The 11,718-nt window shown below is 70.4% G+C and carries 13 protein-coding genes; 7 read left to right on the top strand and 6 right to left on the bottom strand.

Going from position 1 to position 11,718, the window contains the following annotated elements; genetic code table 11:
* Window positions 1–217 precede the first annotated feature (217 nt).
* On the top strand, window positions 218–610 hold the full coding sequence (locus AC3A3L_RS10725; RefSeq protein ID WP_487640018.1) for a single-stranded DNA-binding protein: 393 nt from the start codon (window positions 218–220) through the stop codon (window positions 608–610).
* A 66-nt stretch (window positions 611–676) separates the two neighbouring features.
* Window positions 677–2,359 carry an energy-dependent translational throttle protein EttA gene (ettA, locus tag AC3A3L_RS10720; protein WP_487640017.1) on the top strand — a complete coding sequence of 561 codons (1,683 nt, stop codon included), beginning with the start codon at window positions 677–679 and terminating at the stop codon, window positions 2,357–2,359.
* Between the two features lie 88 nt (window positions 2,360–2,447).
* On the opposite strand, the gene AC3A3L_RS10715 is transcribed toward ettA, so the two are convergent.
* From AC3A3L_RS10715 to AC3A3L_RS10705, 3 genes are all read right to left on the bottom strand, one after another.
* Window positions 2,448–2,942: a MarR family winged helix-turn-helix transcriptional regulator gene (locus AC3A3L_RS10715; protein WP_487640016.1), complete on the bottom strand. Its 495-nt coding sequence runs from the start codon at window positions 2,940–2,942 to the stop codon at window positions 2,448–2,450.
* Window positions 2,943–2,977: 35 nt separating this feature from the next.
* A complete protein-coding gene (locus tag AC3A3L_RS10710; RefSeq protein WP_487640015.1) occupies window positions 2,978–4,192 on the bottom strand; it encodes an acetyl-CoA C-acetyltransferase in 1,215 nt (404 codons plus the stop codon).
* Window positions 4,193–4,255: 63 nt separating this feature from the next.
* The gene (locus AC3A3L_RS10705) at window positions 4,256–4,852 is read right to left on the bottom strand and encodes a TetR/AcrR family transcriptional regulator (protein ID WP_487640014.1); all 597 of its coding nucleotides are present in this window, start codon (window positions 4,850–4,852) and stop codon (window positions 4,256–4,258) included.
* Between the two features lie 135 nt (window positions 4,853–4,987).
* Between AC3A3L_RS10705 and AC3A3L_RS10700 the strand changes: the two genes are divergently transcribed.
* Window positions 4,988–5,170, top strand: coding sequence for a hypothetical protein (locus AC3A3L_RS10700; RefSeq protein WP_487640013.1), 183 nt, complete (start codon window positions 4,988–4,990; stop codon window positions 5,168–5,170).
* A gap of 77 nt (window positions 5,171–5,247) precedes the next feature.
* Entirely contained in the window at window positions 5,248–6,108 is an 861-nt protein-coding gene (locus AC3A3L_RS10695; protein ID WP_487640012.1) for an acyl-CoA thioesterase, read from the top strand.
* On the opposite strand, the gene AC3A3L_RS10690 is transcribed toward AC3A3L_RS10695, so the two are convergent.
* Together AC3A3L_RS10690 and AC3A3L_RS10685 are read right to left on the bottom strand one after the other, a co-directional pair.
* Entirely contained in the window at window positions 6,092–6,469 is a 378-nt protein-coding gene (locus tag AC3A3L_RS10690; protein ID WP_487640011.1) for a globin, read from the bottom strand. The genes AC3A3L_RS10695 and AC3A3L_RS10690 overlap by 17 nt on opposite strands.
* A 43-nt stretch (window positions 6,470–6,512) precedes the next feature.
* Entirely contained in the window at window positions 6,513–7,568 is a 1,056-nt protein-coding gene (locus tag AC3A3L_RS10685; RefSeq protein ID WP_487640010.1) for a mechanosensitive ion channel family protein, read from the bottom strand.
* Window positions 7,569–7,599: 31 nt separating this feature from the next.
* On the opposite strand from AC3A3L_RS10685, the gene AC3A3L_RS10680 reads away from it, so the two are divergent.
* Together AC3A3L_RS10680 and AC3A3L_RS10675 are read left to right on the top strand one after the other, a co-directional pair.
* Window positions 7,600–7,989 carry a hypothetical protein gene (locus AC3A3L_RS10680; RefSeq protein WP_487640009.1) on the top strand — a complete coding sequence of 130 codons (390 nt, stop codon included), beginning with the start codon at window positions 7,600–7,602 and terminating at the stop codon, window positions 7,987–7,989.
* Window positions 7,976–8,359 (top strand): DUF5130 family protein, encoded by a 384-nt coding sequence (locus AC3A3L_RS10675; RefSeq protein WP_487640008.1) that lies wholly within the window; start codon window positions 7,976–7,978, stop codon window positions 8,357–8,359. Before AC3A3L_RS10680 ends, AC3A3L_RS10675 begins: the two co-directional genes overlap by 14 nt.
* A gap of 59 nt (window positions 8,360–8,418) precedes the next feature.
* On the opposite strand, the gene pepN is transcribed toward AC3A3L_RS10675, so the two are convergent.
* Window positions 8,419–10,971 (bottom strand): aminopeptidase N, encoded by a 2,553-nt coding sequence (gene pepN / locus AC3A3L_RS10670; protein WP_487640007.1) that lies wholly within the window; start codon window positions 10,969–10,971, stop codon window positions 8,419–8,421.
* A 111-nt stretch (window positions 10,972–11,082) separates the two neighbouring features.
* Between pepN and AC3A3L_RS10665 the strand changes: the two genes are divergently transcribed.
* Window positions 11,083–11,682 carry a mycothiol-dependent nitroreductase Rv2466c family protein gene (locus AC3A3L_RS10665; RefSeq protein ID WP_487640006.1) on the top strand — a complete coding sequence of 200 codons (600 nt, stop codon included), beginning with the start codon at window positions 11,083–11,085 and terminating at the stop codon, window positions 11,680–11,682.
* The last annotated feature ends 36 nt before the right edge of the window (window positions 11,683–11,718 follow it).

Below are 11,718 nucleotides of genomic sequence, written 5' to 3'. Positions count from 1 at the left end.
TGGCCCTTCAATCGCCGGTCCAGGGCCACTGCCCGGACGCGTGCGCGGTGGAATCGGGAACACCTGGGCGACCACCGAGCCAGCTATCGTCCACAGCCGGGGTCGATCGCCGTCCCTCCACAGGGCGACGGCGCCCGTGTGCCTTCGTGTCGGTCGTGGCCCGGAGCCTTGGAGCAGCGCGGCGGACCAGCTGCCGCGGACACCAGGAGGCACCCCGATGAACGACACCCAGATCACCCTCGCAGGCTGGATCGGCGGCGACGTCGCGCTGCGCGAGCTCACCGACGGACGAGCCGTCGCCACCTTCCGGATGGCCTGCACCCCGACGCGCTACCGCGACGGCGAGTGGGTCAAGGGCACGACGTCGTGGCACACCGTCAAGGCATGGAACCGTCTCGGTCGCCACGTCGCCTCCTCGCTCGCCAGCGGCGACCCCGTGGTCGTGCACGGCAGGCTGGTGGCCGACGTCTGGGAGCGCGACGGCAAGCCGCAGACGTCCTTCGAGGTCGTCGCGAGCGCGGTCGGTCACGACCTCTCCCACGGCACCACGGTCCTCACCCGGGCTGCCCCCGCGGCCGGCGTGGTGGAGCAGTCGGTCCGGGCAGCGTGAGACCGCTGGTCGTCCGCGACCGGTGCGATTGTCGGGGCGGCGGCGATTCCCCGTAGGCTCGCCCGCATGGCTGAGTACGTCTTCACACTGCGCAACGTGCGCAAGGCCCACGGTGACAAGGTCGTCCTCGACAACGTCACCCTCTCCTTCCTCCACGGGGCCAAGATCGGTGTCGTCGGACCCAACGGCGCCGGCAAGTCCACGCTGTTCAAGATCATGGCCGGCCTCGAGCACGCCAACAACGGCGATGCGATCAAGGACCCCGAGGCGACGGTCGGCATGCTCCAGCAGGAGCCTCCGCTGACCGAGGGCAAGACCGTCCTGGAGAACGTCGAGGAGGCGGTCGCCGACCTCAAGTCGAAGATGAAGCGCCTCGAGGACGCCTACATGGAGATGGGCGACCCCGACGCCGACCAGGACGCGCTCATGCAGGAGACCGGCGACCTCCAGACCGAGCTCGACAACGCGAACGCGTGGGACCTCGACAGCCGTCTCGACCAGGCCATGGACGCGCTGCGCTGCCCGCCGCCGGACGTGCTGGTCGACAACCTCTCCGGTGGCGAGCGCCGCCGGGTCGCCCTGTGCAAGCTGCTGCTCGAGCAGCCCGACCTGCTGCTCCTCGACGAGCCCACCAACCACCTCGACGCCGAGTCGGTCCAGTGGCTCGAGGGGCACCTCAAGACCTACCCCGGCGCAGTCATGGCCATCACCCACGACCGCTACTTCCTCGACAACGTCGCCGAGTGGATCGCCGAGGTCGACCGCGGCAAGATCCACGGCTACGAGGGCAACTACTCGACCTACCTCGAGACCAAGCGCGAGCGACTCAAGGTCGAGGGGCAGAAGGACGCCAAGCGCGCCAAGATGCTCGAGAAGGAGCTGGAGTGGGTCCGCTCCAACGCCAAGGCCCGCCAGACCAAGAGCCGCTCGCGTCTCGCGCGCTACGAGGAGATGGCGGCCGAGGCCGACCGGATGCGCAAGATCGACACCTCCGAGATCAACATCCCGGCCGGTCCGCGCCTCGGTGACGTGGTGCTCGAGGCCGACGGCCTCGGCAAGGGCTTCGAGGGCCGCACCCTGATGCACGACCTGTCCTTCAAGCTGCCCCGCGCCGGCATCGTCGGCGTCATCGGCCCCAACGGCGTCGGCAAGACCACGCTGTTCCGGATGATCACCGGCCAGGAGCAGCCCGACGAGGGTGAGCTCAAGGTCGGCCAGACCGTCAAGATCTCCTACGTCGACCAGACCCGCGGCGGCATCGACCCCAACAAGAACGTCTGGGAGGTCGTCTCCGACGGGCTCGACTTCATCAAGGTCGCCAACTTCGAGATGAACTCGCGGGCCTACGTCGCCTCGTTCGGCTTCAAGGGCCCCGACCAGCAGAAGAAGGCCGGCGTGCTCTCCGGCGGTGAGCGCAACCGCCTCAACCTCGCGCTCACCCTGAAGATGGGCGGCAACATGCTGCTCCTCGACGAGCCCACCAACGACCTCGACGTCGAGACCCTGTCGTCCCTGGAGGACGCGCTGCTCGACTTCCCCGGCTGCGCCGTGGTCACCTCCCACGACCGGTGGTTCCTCGACCGCGTCGCGACCCACATCCTGGCGTGGGAGGGCGACGACGAGGACCCGGCGAAGTGGTTCTGGTTCGAGGGCAACTTCGCGTCCTACGAGGAGAACAAGATCGAGCGGCTCGGCATCGAGGCCGCCCGCCCGCACCGGGTCACCCACCGGCGCCTCACGCGCGACTGAGCGGGCTTCACACCCGAGACTCCCGCTTGGCGGCCGAGATCTTGTGTGACAAGCGGGGGAGTCACCGGATATCCGGTGACTCCCCCGTTCAGGACTGGCGGAGCTCCGACTCCGGGTGGCGGTTGACCAGGTGGTCGGCCACCCGGTCGAAGACCCGGCCGAGGGCGGCGAAGTCCTCGGCCGGGACGAGGTCCACGATGTTGCGCCGCACGCTCTCGACGTGGCACGGCGCCGCCCGCACCAGGAGCTCGTAGCCCTTGTCGGTCATGGTCGCCACGACCCCCCGCCCGTCCTCGGGCGTGGTGCCGCGCGTGACGTAGCCGACCGCCTCCATCCGGGCGACGGTGTGGGTCACCCGGCTCCGGGAGTGAGCCATCGCGTCGGCGAGCTGCGCCATCCGCATCGCCCGCCCCGGCCTCTCCGAGAGCCGGACGAGCACCTCGTACTCGGTCAGCGACATGCTGAACTCACGACGCAGGTCGTCGTCGAGGCGCTCCTCGAGGAGGGTGAAGCCCATCATCAGGGCGCGCCAGGAGTGCTGCTGGTCGTCGTCGAGCCATCGCGGCTCCCCCGTCCCGGTCATGGGTCAAGCCTAGTGCTGGCGCGCCCGCGGGCGCCTCAGGCGAGCCGCTCGAGGATCATCGCCATGCCCTGGCCGCCGCCGACGCACATGGTGATGAGGCCGGTCGACTTGTCGTGCCAGTCGAGGCTGTTGAGCATCGTGTTCTGCAGGCGGGCGCCGGTCATGCCGAAGGGATGGCCAACGGCGATCGCGCCGCCGTTGACGTTGAGCCGGTCGAGGTCGATGCCGAGGTCCTGGTAGGACGGGACCACCTGGGCGGCGAACGCCTCGTTGATCTCCACCAGGTCGATGTCGCCGATGCTCATGCCGGCGTGGGCGAGGGCCTTCTTCGTCGCCTCGACCGGGCCGAGGCCCATGATCTCGGGGGAGAGGGCCGACACGCCGGTGGACACGATCCGCGCGAGCGGGGTGAGGCCGAGCTCGGCCGCCTTGGTGTCGGACATGACCACGACGGCCGCCGCACCGTCGTTGAGCGCGCAGCAGTTGCCGGCCGTGACGACGCCGTCGGGGCGGAACACCGGGTCGAGGCCCGCGATGGCGTCGTACGTCACTCCGGCGCGCGGGCCGTCGTCCTTGGTGACGAGCGTCCCGTCGGGCGTCGTCACCGGGGTGATCTCGCGCTCCCAGAAGCCGTCGGCGATCGCCTTCTCGGCGAGGTTCTGCGAGCGGACGGCGAACTCGTCGAGCTCCTTGCGGTCCAGCCCGCGCATGCGGGCGACGTTCTCTGCGGTCTGGCCCATGGCGATGTAGATGTCGGGCAGCAGGCCGTCCTCGCGGGGGTCGTGCCAGTCCTGCCCACCCTTGGCCGTCTCGTCGGTGCGCGCCCCCGCGTCCTCGAACAGCGGGTTGCGGGTGCCGGGGATGTGGTCGGAGGTGCCCTTCGCGAAGCGCGACACCGTCTCGACGCCGGCGGAGACGAAGATGTCGCCCTCGCCCGCCTTGATCGCGTGGAACGCCATCCGCGTCGTCTGCACCGACGAGGAGCAGTAGCGGGTGATCGTCGCACCGGGGACCTCGAGGCCGAGGAGCGTCGTCACCACCCGTGCCATGTTGTTGCCTGACTCGCCGCCGGGCAGCCCGCAGCCGAGCAGCAGGTCCTCGATGGTGGTCGGGTCGAGGTCGGGGATCTTGTCCAAAGCGGCCCGGACGGCGAGGACGGTGAGGTCGTCGGGACGGAAGTCCTTGAGCGAGCCCTTGTTGGCGCGACCGATGGGGGTGCGCGCTGCGGAAACGATCACTGCCTCGGGCATGGGGGAACTCCGGTTGCTGGGCGGGTTGCACGGTCTCTTCGCACCCTAGTGCGGCACCCGTGGTCAGGTCTGTGCAGGGCCGGGCCGGAGCCCAGAGAGGAGCTGCTCGACGCTGGCGCTGACGAAGGCACGTCGGCGTCGCTGGGGGAGCAGCAGCGAGGCGAGCAGCACACCGTCGAGCGCGGCGACGAGGGTCTCGGCCGAGGCGCCGCCGTCCTCGTCCACCGCCTCCATCACCCCGCGCACCGTCCGGACGAGGTCGTCGCGCCACTGGGTGAAGCGCTCGGCCAGGGCCGCGTCGCGGGTGGCGGCGACCGTCAGCTCGAGCCGGGCGGCCAGGAGGTCGGGTTCGCCGAGCCATCGGGAGAAGAGCCGGGAGACCTCCGCGACGGCGCGCTCGTGGTCGCCCGGGCACGTCGCGAGCCGCGCCCCCAGCGCGGCGACGTCGGCGGCGAGCCGGTCCGCAACGACGTCGCCGAGGGCACGGAGCAGGGCGTCGCGGGTGCGGAAGTAGGCCGAGGAGCTGCCCTCGGAGAGTCCCGCCTCGCGGTCGACCGCACGATGGGTGAGCCCGCGGTTTCCCTGCTGGGCCAGCACGGTCGTCGCGGCCGCGAGGATCTGCCGACGGCGCGGTGACAGCTCCTCTGGTGCAGGGCTCACGGTCTCCTCCTCGGGCGCCGCCGGAGTCGCGGTCGGCGGTGACGCAGGACACTACCGGCCCGACTTGCGATCCCCGCCCAGCGGCGTATGCTTCTACATACGTAGAAGTTCTACACCTGTAGAAAGGAACCGATCATGCAGCTCCTCGACCCCGCCGCCGCCATCGCCCTCATGGTCCTCGTCGGCATCGCCGCCCTCGCCGCCGTCGCCCTGGCTGCGGTCGCGCTCCCCGCCACGCTCCGCGAGACCCGCACCGACCGCGTGGCCCGTCGCGAGTCCATCCCCACCTACTACGGCCGCCTGCACTTCGCCGCCTGAGCACTGTCCTGGCCGACCCCCGGGCCAGCCCCTGACACCGCCGCGCCCCGATCGCTCGCTTCTGCGACGATCGGGGCGTGCGCCACTTGTACCGCTGTCCCCTCCGGTGGGCCGACCTCGACCTGCTCGGCCACGTCAACAACGTCACCTACGTCGACTACCTCCAGGAGGCGCGGGTGGACATGTTCCGCACCCACGCCCCGGACAGCCGTGCGGAGGACCTGGCGGAGGGCGTCGTGGTGGTCCGGCACGAGGTCACCTACGTGTCCTCGCTGACCTTCGGGTTCGAGCCGGTGTCCATCGAGTGCTGGGTCGCCGAGATCCGGGCTGCGAGCTTCACCATGGCCTACGAGGTCTTCGAGGAGGACGGGTCGGGGGAGCGCACCGTGTTCCTCCGGGCGCGCACGGTGCTCACGCCCTACGTCTTCGCCACCGAGCGGCCGCGCCGGCTGCACCCCGAGGAGCGCGAGTCGCTCGGCCGCCTGCTCGAGCCGGACGAGCCGGTTCGTCCGCCGGCCGCACCGGACGTCGTCGACGTGCCGGGCGGGCACTACCCGGTCCACGTGCGCTTCAGCGACGTGGACGTCTACGGGCACGTCAACAACGTGAAGTACTTCGAGTACTTCCAGGAGGCACGCATCCAGCTCATGGTCGCCAGCGGTCGTGAGCTCGGCCAGGGCTACCACCTCGTCGTGGCGCAGACCGACGTCGACTACCGACGCCCGATCCTCTTCCGCCCCGAGCCGTACGACTGCTCCACGTGGGTCTCCCACATCGGGAGCACCTCGGTCGTGTTCGAGTCCGTCGTCCGCGACGGCGACGACGTGCTCGCCCGCGCGAAGGTGGTGGGTGTGTGCATCGACAGCGCCACGGGCCGGCCGGCACCGGTGCCCGAGGGGTTCCGCGACGTCGTCGGGGCCGTCACTCCATCGAGTTGACCATGAACTGGGCGGCGTGGGTCACGTAGTCCCAGAACCGGGCGTCCTGCTCCTCGGTGAGCGCGGCCTCGTCGAGTCCCGCCCGGAAGTGCACCAGCCACCGCTGCGCGGCGTCGGGCGTCACGCGGAACGGGGCGTGGCGCATCCGCAGCCGCGGGTGCCCCCGCGTGTCGCCGTACGTCGTGGGGCCACCCCAGTACTGCATGAGGAACAGCGTGAACCGCTCCTCGGCGGGACCGAGGTCCTCCTCGGGGTACATCGGGCGCAGCAGCTCGTCGTCGGCCACGCCGGCGTAGAAGCGGTGCACGATCGTGCGGATCGTCGCCTCGCCGCCGATCTCCTCGTAGAAGGTGGTCGTCACGTCCTGATTGTCCCGCGCGCTCACGACGCGTGCCCGACCGGGGTCAGCCGTCCTCGGAGCGGTCTGCGGAGGCCGCCGAGGGGGCGCTCTCCTGCCACATGACGTGCTGGGCGACCGCGAGGTTGATGCCCTCGTGCTGGAAGCGGGCCTTGACGCGCTCGCGCATCGCTCGCGCGACGCCCCACTGCTCGAGGGGTGCGGTCTTCAGCGTCACCCGCACCACGATGCCGTCGACACCGAGCGACTCCACGCCCCACACCTCGGGCTGCTCGATGACGAGGCCCTTGAAGTCCTCGTCGTCCCAGAGGTCGTGGGCGACCTCCTCGAGCACGCGACGCACCTTGACGAGGTCCTCGTCGTAGCCGACCGTCACGTCGAGCACGGTGCGCGCCCAGTTCTGGCTCATGTTGCCCACCCGGAGGATCTCGCCGTTGCGGACGTACCAGACGGTGCCGTTGACGTCGCGCAGCCGCGTGACGCGCAGGCTCACCGCCTCGACGGTGCCGGAGGCCTCACCGAGGTCGACGACGTCGCCGACGCCGTACTGGTCCTCGAAGATCATGAAGATGCCGGAGAGGAAGTCCTTGACCAGAGCTTGCGAGCCGAAGCCGATCGCGACGCCGATGATGCCGGCGCTGGCGATGAGGGGCGCGATGTCGTAGCCCAGCTCGGCGATGAACATGAGCGTGACGACGGTGAGCACGACGCCGGTGACGATGCTCTTGAGCAGGGAGCCCATCGTCGCCGCGCGCTGCACCCGCCGCGTGTAGCCCGGGTCGTCGCGCAGGTTGAGGGCCGTCCCCACCCGGCCGCCCGAGATCGCGCGGCTGACCCGGTTGGGCAGCATCCCGGTCTCGGCCCTCCGGACGATGCGGTCGATGAGCCGGTGGAGCACCCACCGGACCACGAGTCCGATGATGATCAGTCCCACCAGCGCGGACGGCTTGCCGACGACCCAGTCCACGGCCGTCGACAGCGTGGGATCGCCCGTCTGGTCGAACGTCAGGTTGCAGAGGTTCTCGCCGGTGTCGCAGGGGTTGGTCTCGCTCCCGGAGACCTCGGTCATGGCGATGATCGGGGTGGTGAGGGGGTGAGGCATGCCGGCCAGTATGGGCGATACCCTGTTGCCCGTGACCACGCACGTCAGCCCTTCCCGCCCGTCCCGCAGCATGCGCGTCCGTCGGACGGGCCGCGCCTCGGCCCTCGCCGCCGGTGCCGTCCTCCTCCTGCTCGCCGCGCCGGCCCACGCCGACGTGCCGGAGGGCTGGGGAGGCCAGACCGAGCACGACACGCTCGACCCGCTGAACGGCTTCGTGATCTTCCTCGGGATCCCGGGGCTGCTGTTCGTGCTGATCGCGCTGGCGGTCTACCTGCCCGCGATGGTCCGCGGCGAGAAGCTCCTGCCGGACTACTCCGCAGGCGAGGCGCAGTGGATCGGCGGACCCCGTCAGGGCGTCGCCGAGCTCCCCGCCCCCGACGGCGACGACTCCCGGGCGGGTGGCGCAAGTGGCCGCTGGTGACTCGCTGACCGAGACCGACCGGCTGGCCCTCGACAAGACGATCCGTCTCGCCGAGCAGACCTGCCGCTTCGAGTTCTCGGTCTACGTCGGCCCCGTCGAGGGCGACGACACCCGTGCCTGGGCCACCCGGCTCCACAACCGCCTCGTGGTCCCGGCCCGCAGCGTCCTGGTGCTGGTCGACCCGCGCCGCCGGGTCATCGAGGTCGTCACCGGCGGTGACGTACGCCGTCACCTGAGCGACGCCGAGGTCGAGCTGGCCGTCCTGGAGATGGCCTCGGAGTTCGCCGCCGGCAACATGCTGGTCGGCCTCCAGCGGGGCATCGCGATGCTCGCCGAGCACGCGCGCCCGCAGAACACCCTCCACGCCTGAGCAAGGACGAAGCCCCCGCCGCGAGGTCGCGGCGGGGGCTTCGACGTGTCGTACGACGCTCAGCGGGCGTCGTACTGCTGGGCAGCCAGCGCCCGGGCGATCTCGGCGCGCGCCTCGCCGACGTAGCGCTGCGCCTGCTTGGGCGCCGAGCCGTCCGCGAGCCACTCGTCGAGCCGGCCGAGGGTGGCCTCGGAGCCGAGCGGCTTGGGGAAGCCGTACTCGAGGATCGTCGAGGCCTTGTGGAAGCCGAGGGCGTCGACGAGCGTCTCCGACGCGGCCAGGAACTTCTCGAGGTAGGGCGCGAGCACGTCCTCCTGGCCGAAGCGGAAGATCGAGAAGGCGATCTCGCGCGACGTCTCGTTGGGCGTCGTCGGGTCGAGGAGCGCGTCCCAGGCGGCGGCCTTGGCCTCCGCGGTCGGCTGCGCGGCGCGGGCCGCGGCGGCCTGCTCCTTGCCCGAGATGGTCCGGTCGACCTCGAGCTCGGCGTCGATCTCCGCGTCGCCGAAGCGACCCTGCTTGGCGAGCGCCGTGATGAGCACCCAGCGCATGTCCTGGTCGACGGCCAGGCCCTCGACCTCGAACGAGCCGTCGAGCAGGCCGATGAGGTCGTCGAGCGCCGCGTCGCTGTGGGCGGCACCGGCGTAGGACCGCGCGAAGGTGAGCTGGTGGTCGCTGCCGGGCTCCGCGGCGAGCAGCAGCTCGCGCAGGCCCTTCTCCCACGTCGCCTTGAGCTCGCGACGGTGGGCGGGGTCGGAGTAGAAGTTGATCGCCAGCGCGGTGGACGCCGGGATCCGGGTCACCGCCCACGCGTCCGTCTCCTGCCCGATGTTGGCCAGGACGAGGTCCGCCCAGTCGCGGGTGCGCATCTCGCCGTCGCGGGTCATGTCCCACGCGGCGCCCCACACGAGGGCACGCGGGAGCGAGTCCTCGAAGGTCGACAGCGACGCGATGGCGGTCGCCAGCGACCGCTCGTCGAGGCGGATCTTGGCGTAGGCGTGGTCCTCGTCGTTGAGCAACAGCAGCGCCGGCTGCTCCACGCCGACCAGCTCGGGGACCTCGGTGCTGGCGCCCTCGACGTCGATCTCGACGTAGTCGCGGCGCACCAGGGAGCCCTCCACCTCGTCGTAGAGGCCGATGCCGAGACGGTGGCGGCGCAGCGTGGGCCAGTCCTGGTGAGCCGTCTGGGCGACGGCGAACGAGGTGTAGGTGCCGTCGGCGCCGACCTCGAAGGACGGGGCGAGCGTGTTGACCCCGGCGGTCTGGAGCCACTCCTGGGCCCAGCCCTGCAGCTCGCGGCCCGACGACTGCTCCAGCGTGGTGAGCAGGTCCTTGAACTCCGGGTTGCCGTACTCCCACTCCTTGAAGTAGTCGCGCAGGCCCTCCAGGAAGGGCTCGATGCCGACCCACGCGACGAGCTGCTTGAGCACCGAGGCGCCCTTGGCGTAGGTGATCATGTCGAAGTTGACCTCGACCGCGTGCAGGTCGACGTTGTCGGCCGCGATCGGGTGCGTCGAGGGCAGCTGGTCGGCGCGGTAGCCGGTCTGCTTGCGGGCGTTCGCGAAGCCGGTCCAGGCGTCGGTGAACTCCGTGGCGTTGGCCTCGCACCAGTAGCAGGCCCATTCGGCGAACGACTCGTTGAGCCAGAGGTCGTCCCACCACTTCATGGTCACGAGGTCGCCGAACCACATGTGGGCCATCTCGTGGGTGATGACCGAGGCGCGGAACTCGAAGAACGAGCGCGGCTGGCGGCTGCGGGGGAGGTACTCGTCGCGCAGCGTCACGCAGCCGGCGTTCTCCATCGCGCCGGCGTTGTACTCGGGGACGTAGAGCTGGTCGTACTTCCCGAACGGGTAGGGGTAGTCGAACTGCTCCTCGAACCACTCGAAGCTCTGCTTGGTGAGCTTGACCAGCTCGGCCGTGTCCATGTGCTCCTTGAGCGACTGGCGGCAGTAGTGGCCGAGCGGGATGGTGCCGAACTTGCCCTCGTAGGTGTCGAACTCGCCGTGGTACTCGCCGGCGACGATCGCGGTGATGTAGGTCGACATCCGCTTGGTGGTGGGGAAGCTCCACAGCGACGCGCCGTCGCCCGCGTCGGTGGGCTCCGGCGTCGCGGCGTTGGAGACGACGACCCAGTGCGAGGGGGCGGTGACGTTGAACGTGAAGACGGCCTTGAGGTCGGGCTGCTCGAAGGTGGTGAACACGCGACGGGCATCGGGCACCTCGAACTGGCTGTAGAGGTAGACCCTGTCGTCCGCCGGGTCGACGAAGCGGTGCAGGCCCTCGCCGGTGTTGGAGTAGGCGCAGTCGGCCGTCACGACGAGCGTGTTGGTCTCCTCGAGGCCGTCGAGCGCGATGCGGCTGTCGGCGTACGCCGTCGCGGGGTCGAGGCTGCGGCCGTTGAGCGTGATCTCGCGGACGCTCGGCGCGACGAGGTCGGCGAAGGTGGTGGCACCGGGCTCGCGGCAGGTGAACTCGAGCGTGGTGGTCGAGACGAAGGTGGTCTTCTCGGGCTGGGTGGCTGACGTCAGGTCCAGGTCGACGGTGTACGCCGTGACGTCCAGGAGGGCGGCGCGGGTGGCGGCCTCGTCCCGGGTGAGGTTGGTTCCAGGCATGCGGGCATCCTGCCACCGGGGTGTGGCGGCGCCCACATCGGTGGGGAGGAGCGGGGAACCGCTGGTGAGCTGGTGGGGAATAGGTGGGCGAGACGAGGAATTGTTGTGGGCATGGCTACCGCTGACCTCTGGTTCGACCCGCTCTGCCCGTTCGCCTGGATCACCTCGCGCTGGATCCGTGAGGTCGAGCAGGCCCGCGACATCGAGGTGCAGTGGCACGTGATGTCGCTGGCGTACCTCAACAAGGACAGGGACATCCCGGCGGACTACCGCGAGATGCTGCAGGGCACCGAGAAGCCAGTGCGCGTCGCGATCAAGATCGCCCAGGAGCACGACAACGCCACCCTCGGCGACTGGTACACCGCGATCGGCACCCGTCGTCACAACAACGGCGAGGAGCTCTCGCAGGAGACCGTCGCCGCGTCGCTGGCCGACGTGGGCCTCCCCGCCGACCTCATCGAGGCCTGGGACGACGAGTCCCTCGACGACGCCGTCGCGAAGAGCCACCACGAGGGCATGGACGCGGTCGGCGACGACGTCGGCACCCCCACGATCCACATCAACGGCTCGGCGTTCTTCGGACCCGTGCTGTCGAAGATCCCGCGCGGCGAGGAGGCCGGGGAGCTGTGGGACGGCGCCGTCGCCGTCGCGAAGTTCCCCTACTTCTACGAGCTCAAGCGCTCCCGCACGGGCGACCTCGACTTCAGCTGACCCGGGGAATCCGGGTGGCGTCCGGTCACTAGGCTT

The sequence above is a fragment of the Nocardioides sp. Soil_C_8 genome, assembly GCF_057656315.1.
This window is presented reverse-complemented; position numbering and strand designations above follow the sequence as displayed.

Excerpts from the sequence above, each read along its gene's own strand:
- AC3A3L_RS10725 (WP_487640018.1), top strand. The coding sequence starts at position 218 with ATGAACGACACCCAGATCACCCTCGCAGGCTGGATCGGCGGCGACGTC.
- ettA (WP_487640017.1), top strand. The coding sequence starts at position 677 with ATGGCTGAGTACGTCTTCACACTGCGCAACGTGCGCAAGGCCCACGGT.
- AC3A3L_RS10715 (WP_487640016.1), bottom strand. The coding sequence starts at position 2,942 with ATGACCGGGACGGGGGAGCCGCGATGGCTCGACGACGACCAGCAGCAC.
- AC3A3L_RS10710 (WP_487640015.1), bottom strand. The coding sequence starts at position 4,192 with ATGCCCGAGGCAGTGATCGTTTCCGCAGCGCGCACCCCCATCGGTCGC.
- AC3A3L_RS10700 (WP_487640013.1), top strand. The coding sequence starts at position 4,988 with ATGCAGCTCCTCGACCCCGCCGCCGCCATCGCCCTCATGGTCCTCGTC.
- AC3A3L_RS10685 (WP_487640010.1), bottom strand. The coding sequence starts at position 7,568 with ATGCCTCACCCCCTCACCACCCCGATCATCGCCATGACCGAGGTCTCC.
- pepN (WP_487640007.1), bottom strand. The coding sequence starts at position 10,971 with ATGCCTGGAACCAACCTCACCCGGGACGAGGCCGCCACCCGCGCCGCC.
- AC3A3L_RS10665 (WP_487640006.1), top strand. The coding sequence starts at position 11,083 with ATGGCTACCGCTGACCTCTGGTTCGACCCGCTCTGCCCGTTCGCCTGG.